The sequence below is a fragment of the Micromonospora sp. CNZ322 genome, from assembly GCF_007827755.1.
Genome location: NZ_VITD01000012.1, coordinates 1 through 13,759, shown reverse-complemented (window position 1 = coordinate 13,759; position 13,759 = coordinate 1). Strand labels below are relative to the sequence as shown.

Genomic DNA, 13,759 nt, shown 5'->3' with positions numbered 1-13,759 from the left:
CCGTGCACCTCGCCCACTACCTCGGTCTCCTGCACCGCGCGCAGGTCAACCTGGCCGACGCGTTCCGGCAGGTCGCCGACGCGCACGCCGAGGAACCGGACATCGAGCACCTCTGCCAGCAGCAGGCGAAGCGCTGCGACGCACACGCTGAACAGCTGCACCCGTTCGTGGTCCGCTACTCCGAGGACGCTCCCGACGAACCCGACCGGCTGCACTCGCAACTGTTCACCGGCACCCGCACCGGCGGCATCGGCCTCCTGCGGGACCTCCAGGACCTCTACCTGATGGCCGCCGAGTGCGACATCACCTGGACCGTCGTCGGCCAGGCCGCCTACGGTGCCCGCGACAAAGAACTGCTCGCGGTCGTCCTGCGCTGCGAGGGAGAGACCGCGATCCAGCTCAAGTGGCTGCGTACCCGGATGAAGGCCGCCGCGCCCCAGGCGCTCGTCGTCGCCGACTGACGGCGCCGACCGGGGCAGGCGGCCGCTACGGTCCGCTGGTCCGCCGGGTGGCCGCCGGCGGCCACCCGGTGTGTCCCGAGGCTCTTCGGGTAGGGCATCAGGAACCGAGAGAGAGAGAGAGAGAGGGATTCCTGATGCCGAGCACCACCATGGCGATGCTGGAGACGTACCCCAAATCGATCAACCTGGACCGCGCGAAGCTGGCCGCGGCGATCGACGCGCTCAACGACTGTGCCCAGGCCTGCACCGCGTGCGCGGACGCCTGCCTGAGCGAGGACATGGTCACCGAGTTGACCAAGTGCATCCGCACGGACCTGGACTGCGCCGACATCTGCACCACTACCGCTCGGGTGCTGTCCCGACACACCGGCTACGACGCGAACATCAGCCGCAGTCTGCTGGAGGCGTGCGCGACCGCCTGCAAGTCGTGTGGGGACGAGTGCGCCGCTCACGCCGACAAGCACGAACACTGCCGGGTCTGCGCCGAGGCGTGTCGGGCGTGCGAGCGGGCCTGCCGGGACCTGTTGGCGACCATGAGCTGAGCAACAGGCAGGGGTGCCGGCCGCTCTCCCGACGATGGGAGGCGCAAACGGCGCCAGCCGGCACCCGGTTCCAGGATTCGGACGTTTCCGCCTTCAGCATGGGGTTACCACCTGAACGAGACGAGGAACGACAGTCGACCGTTGAGGGGAACCGTCATGGCCCGACCCAGGATCGTCATCGTCGGCGCGGGATTCGCCGGCTTCCACGCCGCGCGCCGGCTGGCCCGCGTCTCGCGCGGCGCCGCCGACGTGGTGCTGGTCAACCCGACCGACTACTTCCTGTATCTGCCGCTGCTGCCCGAGGTCTCCGGTGGCGTGCTCGACCCGCGCCGGGTCACCGTGTCACTGGCCGACACCCTGCCCGGGGTGCAAGTGGTCCTCGGTGAGGTCGACGGCATCGACACCGACGGGCGGACCCTGTCCTACGTGGACCCGGAAGGGCGCACCAGCCGGTTGTCGTACCACCGCCTTGTCCTGGCCGCCGGCAGCGTCAACAAGCTGCTGCCGATCCCCGGAGTCGCCGACCACGCGCACGGCTTCCGTGGCATCCCGGAGGCGGTGTACCTGCGGGAGCGGCTGATCCAGCAGATCGAACTGGCCGACGCCACCGACGACCCGACCGAACGGGAGGCACGCTGCACCTTCGTCGTGGTCGGCGCCGGCTACACCGGCACCGAGGTCGCCGCCCAGGGGCAGCTGTTCACCGACGAGATCGTCCGCCACCACCCACGGCTGGACGGGATCCGTCCACGCTGGTTGCTGCTGGACACCGCCGACCGGGTCCTGCCCGGCCTCGCCGACCGGATGTCGCGGGCAGCCGAGCGGGTGCTGCGCGAGCGCGGGATCGAGGTGTGCCTGGGCACATCGGTCACCGAGGCCACCGCCGACGGAGTTCAGCTCTCCGACGGCCGGTTCCTGCCGTCCCGGACCCTGGTGTGGTGCGTCGGGGTACGGCCCGACCCGCTCGTCGAGGCCACCGGACTGCCGACGACCCGCGGGCGGGTCACCGTCGACGAGTACCTGACCGTGCCCGGCCACCCGGAGATCTTGGCCTGCGGCGACGCCGCCGCCGTACCCGACCCCGCCCGACCCGGTGAGATCACCCCGATGACCGCCCAGCATGCCGTGCGGCAGGGCCGTCTGGCCGCCGACAACATCGCCGCCTCGTACGGGGTCGGCCGACGCCGCCCGTACCGGCACCGTGACCTGGGTTTCGTGGTGGACCTCGGCGGGTGGCAGGCCACCGCGAACCCTCTGCACGTACCCCTGTCCGGGCTACCGGCCCGCGCCATGGCGCGCGGCTACCACCTGCTGTCCCTGCCCGCCAATCGCGCCCGCACCGCCGCCGACTGGCTTTTCGCCGCCGTCGGATCCCGGCCGAGCGTGCAACTCGGCCTGGTGCCCGATGCCGCCGTGCCCCTGGACACCGCCGCCCCGGAACTCGCCCGCCGCTGACCTGCCCCGGGGGCCGGTGCGGGCAGTGAGCCGGTACCCACGGCGAGGGCTGCCGGTTGATCGGTCTGGAACGCGAGCCGCCCCGCCGCCGAGAGGCGGCGGGGCGGGCCAACCGGCGCCTCGTCGGGTCACTCGCCGCCGGCGGCTCTGTCACGGTCGGCTTCGGCATCCGCCGCGCCGGTCGGGGTGCCGTCGCCGTCGCGTGCCGCGTGGGACAGGTCCACGTCTGCACCGGTCCGGGCGGCGTCCGCCTTCGCGTCGTCAGCGCCGACGATCTCCCCGGCGGGGCCGGCGTCCGCGCCGTCGTCGTCGATCAGCCGTCCGGCGGCGGCCAGTCCGACCGGTACGTACCTGGGATCGGTCATCTCGTCCTCCTCGGGGGTTTGCTCGCCCTCTACCGCTACCGTTGCCTCTCAGTGCGCTCTGGCGAGCACGCGATTGGCAGTCTCGCCTTGCGGTGAGACGGTCCCGGTCTGACCCGCTGGTGCGGTGCCGGGTTGACGCTTCAATGCCACCAGCCCCGCGAGCGGGGTCTTGCGGTCGGCTCCACGTCCAGGCGCCGGGCCACTCCCGGCGGTTGTTGCGTTAGCCGCGAGCGCGGCCAGGTTGCGGGCGGCGTTGAGGTCCCGGTCGAGGACCAGGCCACACGATTCGCACTGGTATTCACGCTCGGACAGGGCGAGTTTGGTTTTCACCGCGCCGCAGCCCGAGCACGTCTTGGAGGAGGGATACCAGCGGTCGGCCAGGATCAGCCGGCCGCCGTTCCACCCGGTCTTGTAGGCTAGTTGCCGGCGGATCTCGGCGAACCCGGCGTCGGCGATGTGCCGGGCCAGCTTGCAGTTGCGCAGCATCCCGGTGACGTTGAGGTCTTCGATTACGACCGTGCCGTATTCGCGGGTCAGTCGGGTGGTGAGCTTGTGCAGTCCGTCGCGGCGCAGGTTCGCCACCCGGGCATGCGCCCGGCCGAGCCGGGCTGCGGCTCGCTCCCACCGCTTCGAGGCGCGTCGGCCGGTGCGCCGGTCCGGGCCGGTTTTGCGCGCCAGCGCCCGACCGAGCGCCCGCATCCGCTGGTGCGCGGTCGTCAGGTATCGTGGGTTGTCGATCAGCTTGCCGGTTGACAGCACCGCTAGGTGCCTTATGCCGACGTCGACGCCGAGCACCGCGCCCGGCCGGGCGGGTAGCCGCTCGGGGCGCTCGACCTCGACGCAGAAAGCGACGTGCCACCGGCCGCCGTCACGTCGCACGCAGGCGGACATGATTCGGGCGGTGCCGTTGTCGATGCGGCGGGCGAGCTTGCGGGCGGACTCATGCAGCTTCAGCCGGCCCAGCCGGGCAGCACCACATGCTTGCGGTCGGACTCGACCCGGATCGTCCCGGTGGTGAACCGCACGGACGCGATGGTGCGGCGGCGGGACTTGAACCTCGGGAACCCGACCGGCCGGCCGGCGCGCTTACCTGAGCGTGAGTCGGCCCAGTTCTTCAACGCGCGAGCGAGGGCGTCGAGGCCGGTGTTGAACGCCTCCTTCGAGCACTCCCGCCACCACGGCGCGACGTCGGGCTTGGCGACGTTCCACGCCTTACGCAGCGCGGGCAGCGTCCACGACAAGGTCGGGGTCAGCATCTCCTCCGACACGCCGTAGGTGCGTTCGGCGGCCCGCTGATCCATGACCGCCTTGACCCTGGCCAGCGCCCAGTTGTGGGCCACCCGGGCCGCCCCGGCATGCGCCAACACGTCACGTTCCTGCCCGCCGGTGAGGTCCAGAGCGAACCGGTACGCCTGAATCGTCTTCACGCCCGGTCCCCGGTGGCGGCCTCGACCGCGCGACGGGCACGGTCCGCGCCGGCGCGGCGGCCGTACAGGCGGACGCACAGCGACGTCAGGATCTCGGAAACGTCACCCACGAGATCGTCGTCCACCTCGCCCGAGTCGACCACCAGGAGACGGCGGCCCTGCGCGGCAAGAGCGGCCTCGACGTACTCGCCGCCGAAGCGGGCGAAGCGGCCCCTGTGCTCGACCACGATCGTCGACACGCCCGGGTCGCGCAGCAACGCGAGGAACTCCTCGCGGTGCCCGTCGAGCGCCGAACCGACCTCGGTCACCACCCGATCCACCGCCAGGCACTGCCCGGTCGCCCACACCGTGACCCGGGCGACCTGCCGGTCCAGGTCCGGCTCCCGGTCGACCGACGACACACGCGCGTACACGACGGTCTGCCCGGCCCCGGTGCTCGCACCGGTCAACGGCTCACCGACCATGATCAGCCGACCGAGTCGATACGCGGGAACAGGCAGCGTCCCGGACTCGTAACGCCGCCGAGCGGTCGCGTACGAGACGCCGGTAGCCGCCGCCCACTCCTTCAAGTTCACGCTGCCCACTAAGACAACTAGTGAGCACTGCTGACGACCCATGTGTTAGCAGCAGTCAACCCCCAGGTGGTTTCCACACACCCCGGCCCGCTACTCCTCCGGGACGCGCGGCCCGACCTCGCCCCGCCTCAGGTGCTCCGCGTTGCGGTCGGCCTCGCTGTCGGCGTTCGCGGCCCCGGAGCCGGGATCGGTCGTTCGGCGCCCCTCGGCGTCCTGATACACAGCGCCGGTCTCGAGGGCTCTCTCCTGCTGACTCTGCTCAGGCGTAGTCATGAATTCCCACCAACCCTCCGGCTCCAACAGCAAACGGTCCCGCCGGTGCTGCTGAAGCGGCGCTGGCTTCCCGGACGGTGGGCCGGTCTGCTATGGCTGTGGGCGGCGTGCGTGCTCGACCATCGCCGAGGCGACGTCGCGTACTTTGCGGTTGCTGTCCTGCGACATTTTGCTCAGGATGGCGAAGGCCTGCTCGGGGGTGCAACGACGCTCACCCATGATGATGCCTTTGGCCTGTTCGATGACGGCGCGGTTCTCCATCGCCTTCTGCATGTGCCCGGCCAGGGTGGCCTGAGTTTCGTACAGGTGGGCGTTGGCCAGGCCGACGGCGGCGAACCCGGCGAACGTCTGAGCGATCGCGATCGCGTCGTCGTCGAAGGCGTTCGGTGTGGTGGCGTAGATGTTCAGCGCACCGGTGACGTGCTCGTGCACAGGCAACCCGACCGACAGGGAGCTGTGCGCACCGGCCTGGGCGGCGGTCTGGGCCCAGCCGGGCCACCGCTGCTCGGTGCCGGTGTCCGGCACGATCAGACTGGAGGTGCTTTCAGCGGCCTGCAGGCACGGACCGTAGCCACGTTCGTACTGCTTCTCGTCCAGGGCGCGGGCGAGCTCGCCGGTGAATGCGGCGGTCTGCGGCTTGTTGCCGTGCAGCAGGGTGACACTGACCTCACTGGCCCCGGGGATCGTGCGCTTGGCCAGTAGCGCGATCTTTTCCAGCAGGGCGTCGATGTCAACGTCGGCGAGTCGAATACGGCCGAGCTCGGCGAACGCCTCATGCGGGTCCATGGGTTCGACGTGCGTCATCAAAGCGTCCTTAACGAGGGCGCGTATCACCACCAGGTGCCTGGGGTGGGGTGCGCGGATCGCTGCAGGACTCTTCAGGCGGAGTCCGGGATCCGCGCCGCTTCTTGACGCTGGTCTCGACGACGCCCATCGAAGGCGCCGTGCCACAGAATTTCAGCCTACCCGTACCGGAACGTCGGCTGCCATCCACGTCCGCGGTGGCGGCGTGCCGCCCTCGCATCGCCAAGAAGCGGCCTGTCATCGAACAACCAACCGCACCGTCCGCGAGGTCGCTCAAGCCATGGTGCAGCGCACCGCCGAGACCACCGGACAGTAGTCGCTCAACCTCCCCTCCCTCGCAGCCTCGACATCGACCCTGATCGTGGCATCACGCGACGCAGAACTCGTTGCCCTCGGGGTCATGCATGACGACGTGCCCGAGGACATCGCCGTACCACTCCTCGCGGACCACAGTCGCGCCGGCGGCAACCAGTTCGGGCACCTTCTGCCGGATCAACCGGGCGCGCTCGGTCATGTCCCCGGAGCCGGGACCTGCCACCCGGATGTCGATGTGCATTCGGCTCTTGGCGGACTTTCCCTCGGGGACCTTGAGGAAGCTGATGGCAGGGCCCCGGCCGTCCGGATCGACGATGGACGCGTTGTCGGGCTCGTCGAAACCGGGCTCCTTGACGTAGCCGAGGGCCAACGCCCAGAAAGCAGCGATCTGCTGGGGATCGTCGGCATCGCATCCCAGGGTCCAATGAGTTGCCACCGCGCCAACGTACGTCAGCTGTGACACCCTGTCATCGACCTGACCGGGCGTTGCCCGGCTGACGCCCGGGAGCGCTGGGGGCTGGCCGCCCATACCTACGGCGGTGGCCTAGTGGCCACGGAACGCCTCCTCCAACCACCAGGAGCCGCGCGCAGCGCTGACCTTGGCGTCGATCACCAGCGGCCGGGTACGGGCACCAGCGAGCCAGTGGCGTACCGGCCCGAGGTCGTCGACGGTCCGGACGGTCAATCCGGCGCAACCGTAACCACGGGCGATCGCAGCCAGGTCGGTCTCGGGGAAGGTGACCGTCTCCAACGGGTGCCCATCCGGGCCGAAGTGGTGCACCTCGGCGCCGTACGCCGCGTCGTCGTAGATCACCACGAGCAGGGGTAGCGCCAGCCGGACGGCGGTGACCAGTTCGGTCGCGGACATGACGAAGCCACCGTCGCCCAACGCGGCGACGGTGAGCCGGTCCGGGCGGGCGACCGCCGCGCCGAGAGCACTGGCCAGACCGAGCCCGACCGACTGGAACGCCTGGGTGAAACAGAATCCAGTCACGTCCGGCACGTCTAGCCACATCGACGGGTAGCCCATGAAGTTGCCCGAGTCGACCACCACCGTCCGGTCGGCCGGCAGCAGGTCGTCAAGGGCGGTCGAGAGCGTCCTCGGGTCGATCGTCGCCGGGGCACCGCCGCCCTCATCCTGGTACGGAACAGTCCGCCACCGGCCGTGGTCGCGGATCCGTTGTGCCAGCCCCGGCGTACGCCACCCGCCGGTGGTGGCGTCCCCAGGCCCGGTGGAGCCGACGCTGAGCCGGGCGAGCAGCGCCTCGGCGACCGCCGTCACCTCGCCGGCCACCGTCAGGTCGACCGGGCGGTTCACTCCGAACGCCGCCGGGTCGTGGTCGACCTGCACGACCACGGCGGAGGGCGGGATCAGTTCGCCGTGCCGGGTGGTCCACATGTTCAACGTGCTGCCCCACGCGACGACCAGATCAGCCGTGCCGATCAGCTCAGCGGTGAGCGGGGTGGCGAAGCCACCGGCCACGTCGAGGTTCCACGGGTTCCCCGCGAACAGTCCCTTCGCCGCGGCCGAGACCGCGAGCAGCGCGCCGCACGCGTCGGCGAGCCGGGTCAGCGGTTCCCGGGCCGCCCGGGCGCCCCGACCGGCGATGAAAACCGGTCGACGGGCGGCCTGGAGCGCGGCCAGCAACGGCTCGACCTGCGGGGCGTTGACCGGGGTCGGCACGACCGCAGGGACCGGGCCGGACCACGCTTCGGTCACCGCTTGCTGCACCTCCAACGGGAGGCCCAGCACCACCGTCGCGCCCCGGGCGGCGGCCCGGTACGCCGCGCCCGTGTCCTCGGCCGCGTGCGTCGCGCGTACCCGGTGGAAGTCGGCCCCGACCGCGGCGGCGAGTGCCGGCAGGTCGATGAAGAAGTTCGACCGCGGCGCGGTCGCCTCCGGGGCCAGGACCACCATCGGGGTACGGCTCTTAGCGGCTTCGGTGAGGCCGGTCAGCGCGTTGGTGATGCCCGGACCCTGGTGCACCGAGAGCAGTCCCACCGTCCCGGCGGTGCGGGCGTACCCGTCGGCCATGCTCGCCGCGCCGCCCTCGTGGGCCGCCGCCACGAACCGGGCGCCGGCCGCGACGAGCGCGTTCGTGACATGGAAGTTGCCACTGCCGACCACCCCGAAGACGTGCCGTGCGCCGTGTCCGTACAGGACCCGCCCGACCACCTCGGCTACCCGCATCGGTGGTCCGGCCTACCGTTCGACAAGCGCGAGGACCCGGCACGGGCTGCCGGACCCGGAGACGATAGGCAGCGGCCCGGCGATCACCACCGCGCCGGTCGCCGGCAACTGCGCCAGGTTACGGAGCTGGGTCAGGCCGTACTTGTCCTGGCCGAGCAGGAACGAGTGGCACGGAAACGGCGGGTCGAACGAGTGCGCGGCCCCCGCGTCGGTCCCGACCGTCTCCACCCCGACGCCCTGGATCGGCGACTCCTCGGCCAGCCAACGGGCGCACTCCACGGAGATGCCCGGGGTACGCCCGGCGTTGGCGTACCGCTCCGGGTCGTCGCCGTACGCGTCCCAACCCGTGCGGTAGAGCAGCCAGCCACCGGTGGGCAGGGCGCCATGTTCCGCCTCCCATGCTTTGACGTGCTCGACCTCCAGCAGGAAGTCCGGGTTGTCGGCGGCGTCGGCGGCGTGGTCGATCACCACTGCCGGGGCGATCAACTGGCTCACCGGGACCTGCGACACGTCGGCGCCCTGTTGACCGGTGACCCAGTGCACCGGGGCGTCGAAGTGGGTGCCGGTGTGCTCGCCGGTGGAGAAGTTGTTCCAGTACCAGGCCGGACCACGGTCGTCGTACCGGCTGATCTCGCTGAGCCGGAACGGCCAGGTCTGGCCGAACTGCTCGGGCAGACCCAGGATCGGGGTCTGGTCCGAGAGCGGAGCGGTGAGGTCGACAACCTGGATCCGGCCGCTGGAAAGAGCGGCGACAAACTCCTGCAGCACCGTCATGCGGCGACGGTACACCCGCCTCACCTCCACGATGGACCGCCGAACGACGCCACCTGGGGCGATGGACACCGCTGCCCCGGAACTCGCCGCCGCCGACCTCGCAGGTTGCTGCTCACACTGTCGCTTCGGCTCGGTCGAGCGGGTTTCGCGCCGGGCGTTGTGGGCACTGCCCGCTCATGACCGACCAGCGCGGACCACACCTGGACGACGCCCTCGGGGCGCTGCTCAACGGCTACGCCTGGCTGCCCGGGCTGTTGAGACGTGGAGGCGCATCCAGTGTGCAGATCCGGGTGCTGGGTCAGCGCGCACTGGCGCTCCGTGGGCCCGAAGCGGTGCGGTTCTTCTACGACGAACGACACGTGTGCCGGCACGCGGCCATCCCGGAACCGGTACAGGGAACGTTGTTCGGTCACCGGGCTGTGCACACCCTCGACGGTTCGGACCATCGTCACCGCAAGGCGATGTTCCTGTTCCTGCTCACCGACCCGAGGCGGGTTGCCGCACTGGTCGGCCAGGTGGGCGCGGCCTGGAACGAGGCGATCGCGACGAGCGGTGACGGGCGGCAGGTCGTGCTCTTCGACGAGGCGAGCCACGCGATCACCAAGGGCGTCTGCGACTGGGCTGGAATCCCACTCGACCATGCCGCTGTCGGGCCCGTGGCCCGCGACCTGACCGCCCTGGTCGACGGCTTCGCCACGCTCGGCCCGCGACACTGGCGGGCACGGCGCGCCCGTGGGCGGCGGGAGGAGTGGCTGGCCGAACTCGTCCAGCAGGTCCGCGCGGGCGTGGTCACCGCACCTGCCGGATCCGCACTGGAAGCGGTCGCCGGGCACCGCCACCGGGACGGTCAGCTGGTGGACGCCAAGCTCGCCGCGGTCGAGCTGCTCAACATCATCCGTCCCACCGTCGCGGTGTCCTGGTTCGTGGCGTTCACGGCACACGCGCTGCACCGCTGGCCCGAACACCGCGACCATTTGCGCGCTGGCGACACCGGCTACGCTGTCGCTTTCGCCCACGAGGTACGCCGTTTCTATCCGTTCGCCCCGTTCGTCGGTGGCCGGGCGGTGACCGACCTGACCTGGCAGGGCCATCGCGTTCCCGCCGGGGCGCTCGTCCTGCTCGACATCTACGGTCAGAACCACGATCCGGGACTGTGGCCCGACCCGTACCGCTTCGACCCACAGCGATTCGTCGGGCGCACTCCCGATCCGTACGAACTCATCCCTCAGGGCGGGGCCGATCCCAGCACCGGGCACCGCTGCCCGGGTGAGGACGTCACAGTGGCCCTGCTTGCGGCCTTCGCCGGCTGGTTGGCACGGCTGGACTACAGGGTGCCCGAGCAGGACCTGACGATCTCGCTGCGTCGAATCCCCACGCTGCCCCGCAGCCGGTTCGTCGTGACCGACCTGTGCGGGACCGAGAGCGAGCGGTGGGGCTGACGGTCGGATCTTGGTAGCCCGGCGGGGGTTGATCCCGGGCGCGCAGGGCGGTGGCGGTCGATGACCCGGTGGGGCCACGACGCGGCACCAGGGGGCCGCCGGGCTGGGAACAGGAAGGCCAGCGCCGCGCAGGGCGGCGCTGGCCACGATCGGAGAACGCTGTGTTCCGCCACGACCAGCATCTGCAGTTCCAAGCCAAGCCCGAGAAGCCCGACGCCCTGTTCGCCATGAAACTTCAGGAGATTCTCGGCGGACAGTTCGGCGAGATGACCGTGATGATGCAGTACCTGTGGCAGGGCTGGACCTGCCGGGTGCCCGGCAAGTACAAAGACATGATCATGGACATCGGGACCGAGGAGATCGGTCACGTCGAGATGCTCACCACGATGCTGGCCCGGCTGCTCGAAGGCGCCCCCGCCGAAACGACCGAGAAGGCCGTGGCCGCCAATCCGGTGCTTGCGGCCGTCATCGGCGGCATGAATCCGCAGCACGCGATTGTCGGCGGCGGCGGTCCGCTGCCGCGCGACAGCCAGGGCGTGCCGTGGAACGCCGGCTACATCGTCGCCAGCGGCAACCTGCTCGCCGACTTCCGCTCCAACGTCGCCGCCGAGGCGCAGAGCCGGCTACAGACCAGCCGGGTGATGGGTATGACGGACGACCCGGGTGTGAAGGAGATGCTGCGCTTCAACCTTGCCCGCGACACCTACCACCAGCAGCAGTGGCTGCTCGGCATCGAGCAGCTCATCGCCGACGGCTACGTCGAGCACGGCATCGAGAATTCCAACGGCGACCAGGAGAACGCCGATCACAACCACACCTTCTGGAGCTTCGGCACCGACAGCCGCGCCTGCGAAGGCCGGTGGGCGCAGGGCCCCAGCCTCATCGGCGGACCGGACCTGGACTGCCTGGCCGAACCGGTCGCACTGACCGACGACACTCCGTTGCCGCCACCACCGGACCCGAAGCTGTTCGTCACCTACGACGGCTCGCAGGGGCCGGGCAAGCCGGGCAACGCCGCTGGCGCCCACCAGCAGGGCCTCACCAACGTCGTGAAGAAGGTCAAGGACGCTCTCGAGTAACGCCAGCTCGGTCTTCGTCCGGGAGGACAGGATCGGGTGCCGCATCGAGGCTGAGGGAACGGTCGCCCACAGGCGGTCACGAGGGGAGAGATTTCAGTGCCGAGCCAGGTGACCCCGGCCAGCCCGGGGGTACGTCCGTATCCCGTGGCCGGGGCCCCGCTGCTCTGCAATGCTCAGGATCACGGCCTGACCGGCAACGGTACGACCAACGACCAGCCCGCGCTCGCCGCGCTCGTTGATCAACTGGGTGACGCGTTCGCCGCGGACGGGCGGGCGCGGGTGATCTACTGCCCACCCGGGGTGTACGCCATCCGCGACGCCGCCACGGTGTGGCGCAGCGGGGTGTCGCTGATGGGCGCGGGGCCCGGCGCCACCCGGTTCGTCCTGAGCAACGAGGGCAACCGGTCCCAGGCGGTACCGCTGGCGTTCTACACCGCGCAGCTGCACGGGGCGAGTCCGGACCGTCATCTTGCCTACTGCACCTTCGCGGACTTCGAGATCGACGGGTCGGGAGTGGCGCAGGCGGCGTACGACCCGCTGGCCAAAGGGCTCGGGTTGCAGTACGTGACCGGTGGCCTGTTTCGAAACCTGTTCATCCACCACACCGCCGCCACCGGCTTCGGCTGCGACTTCCTCCAGGACACCCTGATCCAGGCGGTCCGGGTGCTCGAGTGCGGCCGGATGGACAACGGCATCGAGATGGGCGGCGCGGGCATCGGTGTCGGCATCGGCGGATGGGGGGCGATGGAGAGGCTGACCATCGCCAACTGCGTCACGGTCGGCAACGCGACCAACGGGATCTTCCTGGAGATGCAGCACCCCGATCGACCCCAGCCGCGCGGGATCAGGATCGTCGGCTGCCACGCCGAGGCGAACCGGTTCGGCATCTCGGACTGGGGTGCCGACGGTCTCATCGTCACCGGGTGCACGATGACCGGAAACCTCGAGGCTGGCTTCCAGGTATCGGCGAAGGGCACCACCGGCATCCCGGGCAAGGGCGGCCTGCTCACCGACTGCGTCCTCGACGGCAATCTGCGTGACGGAGTCAGCATCGGTAACACCGCCGGCCCCTACACGGTGCGGGGCAACCGGATCACCGGTAACGGCCGCTACGGCTACCACCACCAGGACCTCGGTGAGGGCGATCAGGCCGCCGCCGAGGAGATCGTCATCGAGAGCAACGACATCTGGGGCAACAGTCTCGACGGGATCCGCTTCGACCGCCCACTGACCGACGCCGTCATCATCAACAATCGGATCCGTAACAACGGCCGCCAGTGCGCCGAGGCCGCCGAAGGGGGTGGCGAATCGGTCCGCTACAGCCAGAACACCCTGGTCGACCAGCGTGTGAGCTGGCCTGCCGACGGCCACCGCGGCAAGGTGCTCCGCGTCGGCCACCGGTACGCCGTCGTGGCCGCCAACGACGCCACCATCCTCACCCTCACCCCGATCCGCCCCGGCAGCGCCAACAGTTGGAGCGCCGACACGCCGCCGCCCGGAACACCGTACGAACTGCCGGCCGCTCCCACCAGCCGGGCCGGCATCATGATCAATGCCGCCGCCGACTCGGTCACCATCCGGGGCAACCTGATCCGCGACACCAAGTCCCACACCCAGACCCACGGAATCCTGATCACCGATCGGGGTGACTGCGTCAACTGCCGCGTCGTGGAGAACGACCTCGACGGCAACCGGTTCGCCATCCAGACCGACACTCCCCCAGGGGGTGGCCACTGGGAGGGCAACCACGGAGACCAGTGATCTGAAGATCCGGCCGGGCGGCACCCTGAATACGGGCCGCCGAATCCCGCTCACGGGACGCCAACAGGCAAGCCGGACAAACGGCGGCGCGCGCCGCCGCCGCCGTTTACGGTCGAGGCGGGGTGTGCCGATCGGGTCGGGCACGCCCACCGCACCGGGCCATGATCGGATCACGCCTTCCGGGAGACTGATGTTCGCCAATTCCGAGGAACTGCTGCGATACCTCAAGAACGAGGACGTGAAGTTCGTCGACGTTCGTTTCTGTGACCTGCCCGGCGTGATGCAGCACTTCAATCTG

15 protein-coding genes are annotated in these 13,759 nt (G+C 70.3%); 7 read left to right on the top strand and 8 right to left on the bottom strand.

Features of this window, described 5'->3' with window-relative positions; translation table 11 throughout:
- The first annotated feature begins 2 nt into the window (after positions 1–2).
- The 3 genes from FB453_RS24755 to FB453_RS24745 all read left to right on the top strand — a co-directional run bounded on the left by FB453_RS24755 (position 3) and on the right by FB453_RS24745 (position 2,458).
- Positions 3–461, top strand: coding sequence for a hypothetical protein (locus FB453_RS24755; RefSeq protein WP_112588631.1), 459 nt, complete (start codon positions 3–5; stop codon positions 459–461).
- A gap of 134 nt (positions 462–595) precedes the next feature.
- Positions 596–1,003, top strand: coding sequence for a four-helix bundle copper-binding protein (locus tag FB453_RS24750; RefSeq protein ID WP_145793951.1), 408 nt, complete (start codon positions 596–598; stop codon positions 1,001–1,003).
- Positions 1,004–1,159: 156 nt separating this feature from the next.
- Positions 1,160–2,458 (top strand): NAD(P)/FAD-dependent oxidoreductase, encoded by a 1,299-nt coding sequence (locus FB453_RS24745; RefSeq protein WP_145793948.1) that lies wholly within the window; start codon positions 1,160–1,162, stop codon positions 2,456–2,458.
- A gap of 128 nt (positions 2,459–2,586) precedes the next feature.
- Here FB453_RS24745 and FB453_RS24740 read toward each other — a convergent pair whose 3' ends face one another.
- From FB453_RS24740 to FB453_RS24700, 8 genes are all read right to left on the bottom strand, one after another.
- The gene (locus FB453_RS24740) at positions 2,587–2,823 is read right to left on the bottom strand and encodes a hypothetical protein (protein WP_091400008.1); all 237 of its coding nucleotides are present in this window, start codon (positions 2,821–2,823) and stop codon (positions 2,587–2,589) included.
- Between the two features lie 48 nt (positions 2,824–2,871).
- The gene (locus FB453_RS34655; protein WP_486480445.1) at positions 2,872–3,738 is read right to left on the bottom strand and encodes an RNA-guided endonuclease TnpB family protein; all 867 of its coding nucleotides are present in this window, start codon (positions 3,736–3,738) and stop codon (positions 2,872–2,874) included.
- A gap of 35 nt (positions 3,739–3,773) precedes the next feature.
- On the bottom strand, positions 3,774–4,250 hold the full coding sequence (locus tag FB453_RS34650; protein ID WP_222431402.1) for a helix-turn-helix domain-containing protein: 477 nt from the start codon (positions 4,248–4,250) through the stop codon (positions 3,774–3,776).
- Positions 4,247–4,825 (bottom strand): IS607 family transposase, encoded by a 579-nt coding sequence (locus FB453_RS24725; protein WP_145793944.1) that lies wholly within the window; start codon positions 4,823–4,825, stop codon positions 4,247–4,249. The genes FB453_RS34650 and FB453_RS24725 overlap by 4 nt, the downstream gene beginning before the upstream one ends.
- A gap of 363 nt (positions 4,826–5,188) precedes the next feature.
- Positions 5,189–6,049: an ANTAR domain-containing protein gene (locus FB453_RS24715; RefSeq protein ID WP_486480424.1), complete on the bottom strand. Its 861-nt coding sequence runs from the start codon at positions 6,047–6,049 to the stop codon at positions 5,189–5,191.
- A 220-nt stretch (positions 6,050–6,269) separates the two neighbouring features.
- On the bottom strand, positions 6,270–6,653 hold the full coding sequence (locus FB453_RS24710; protein WP_145793939.1) for a VOC family protein: 384 nt from the start codon (positions 6,651–6,653) through the stop codon (positions 6,270–6,272).
- Positions 6,654–6,761: 108 nt separating this feature from the next.
- Entirely contained in the window at positions 6,762–8,408 is a 1,647-nt protein-coding gene (locus FB453_RS24705; protein ID WP_145793937.1) for a thiamine pyrophosphate-binding protein, read from the bottom strand.
- 12 nt (positions 8,409–8,420) lie between these two features.
- Entirely contained in the window at positions 8,421–9,182 is a 762-nt protein-coding gene (locus FB453_RS24700; protein ID WP_145793934.1) for a cyclase family protein, read from the bottom strand.
- 176 nt (positions 9,183–9,358) lie between these two features.
- Here FB453_RS24700 and FB453_RS24695 point away from each other — a divergent pair, with 176 nt between their 5' ends.
- The 4 genes from FB453_RS24695 to FB453_RS34645 form a co-directional block, all read left to right on the top strand.
- Positions 9,359–10,621, top strand: a complete 1,263-nt coding sequence (locus tag FB453_RS24695) for a cytochrome P450 (protein ID WP_145793931.1) — start codon at positions 9,359–9,361, stop codon at positions 10,619–10,621.
- Positions 10,622–10,782: 161 nt separating this feature from the next.
- Positions 10,783–11,700 carry a manganese catalase gene (locus FB453_RS24690; RefSeq protein WP_145793929.1) on the top strand — a complete coding sequence of 306 codons (918 nt, stop codon included), beginning with the start codon at positions 10,783–10,785 and terminating at the stop codon, positions 11,698–11,700.
- A 96-nt stretch (positions 11,701–11,796) separates the two neighbouring features.
- On the top strand, positions 11,797–13,461 hold the full coding sequence (locus FB453_RS24685) for a right-handed parallel beta-helix repeat-containing protein (protein ID WP_145793927.1): 1,665 nt from the start codon (positions 11,797–11,799) through the stop codon (positions 13,459–13,461).
- Between the two features lie 190 nt (positions 13,462–13,651).
- The coding region (locus FB453_RS34645) for a glutamine synthetase (RefSeq protein WP_222431411.1) at positions 13,652–13,759 on the top strand (108 nt) is incomplete at its 3' end.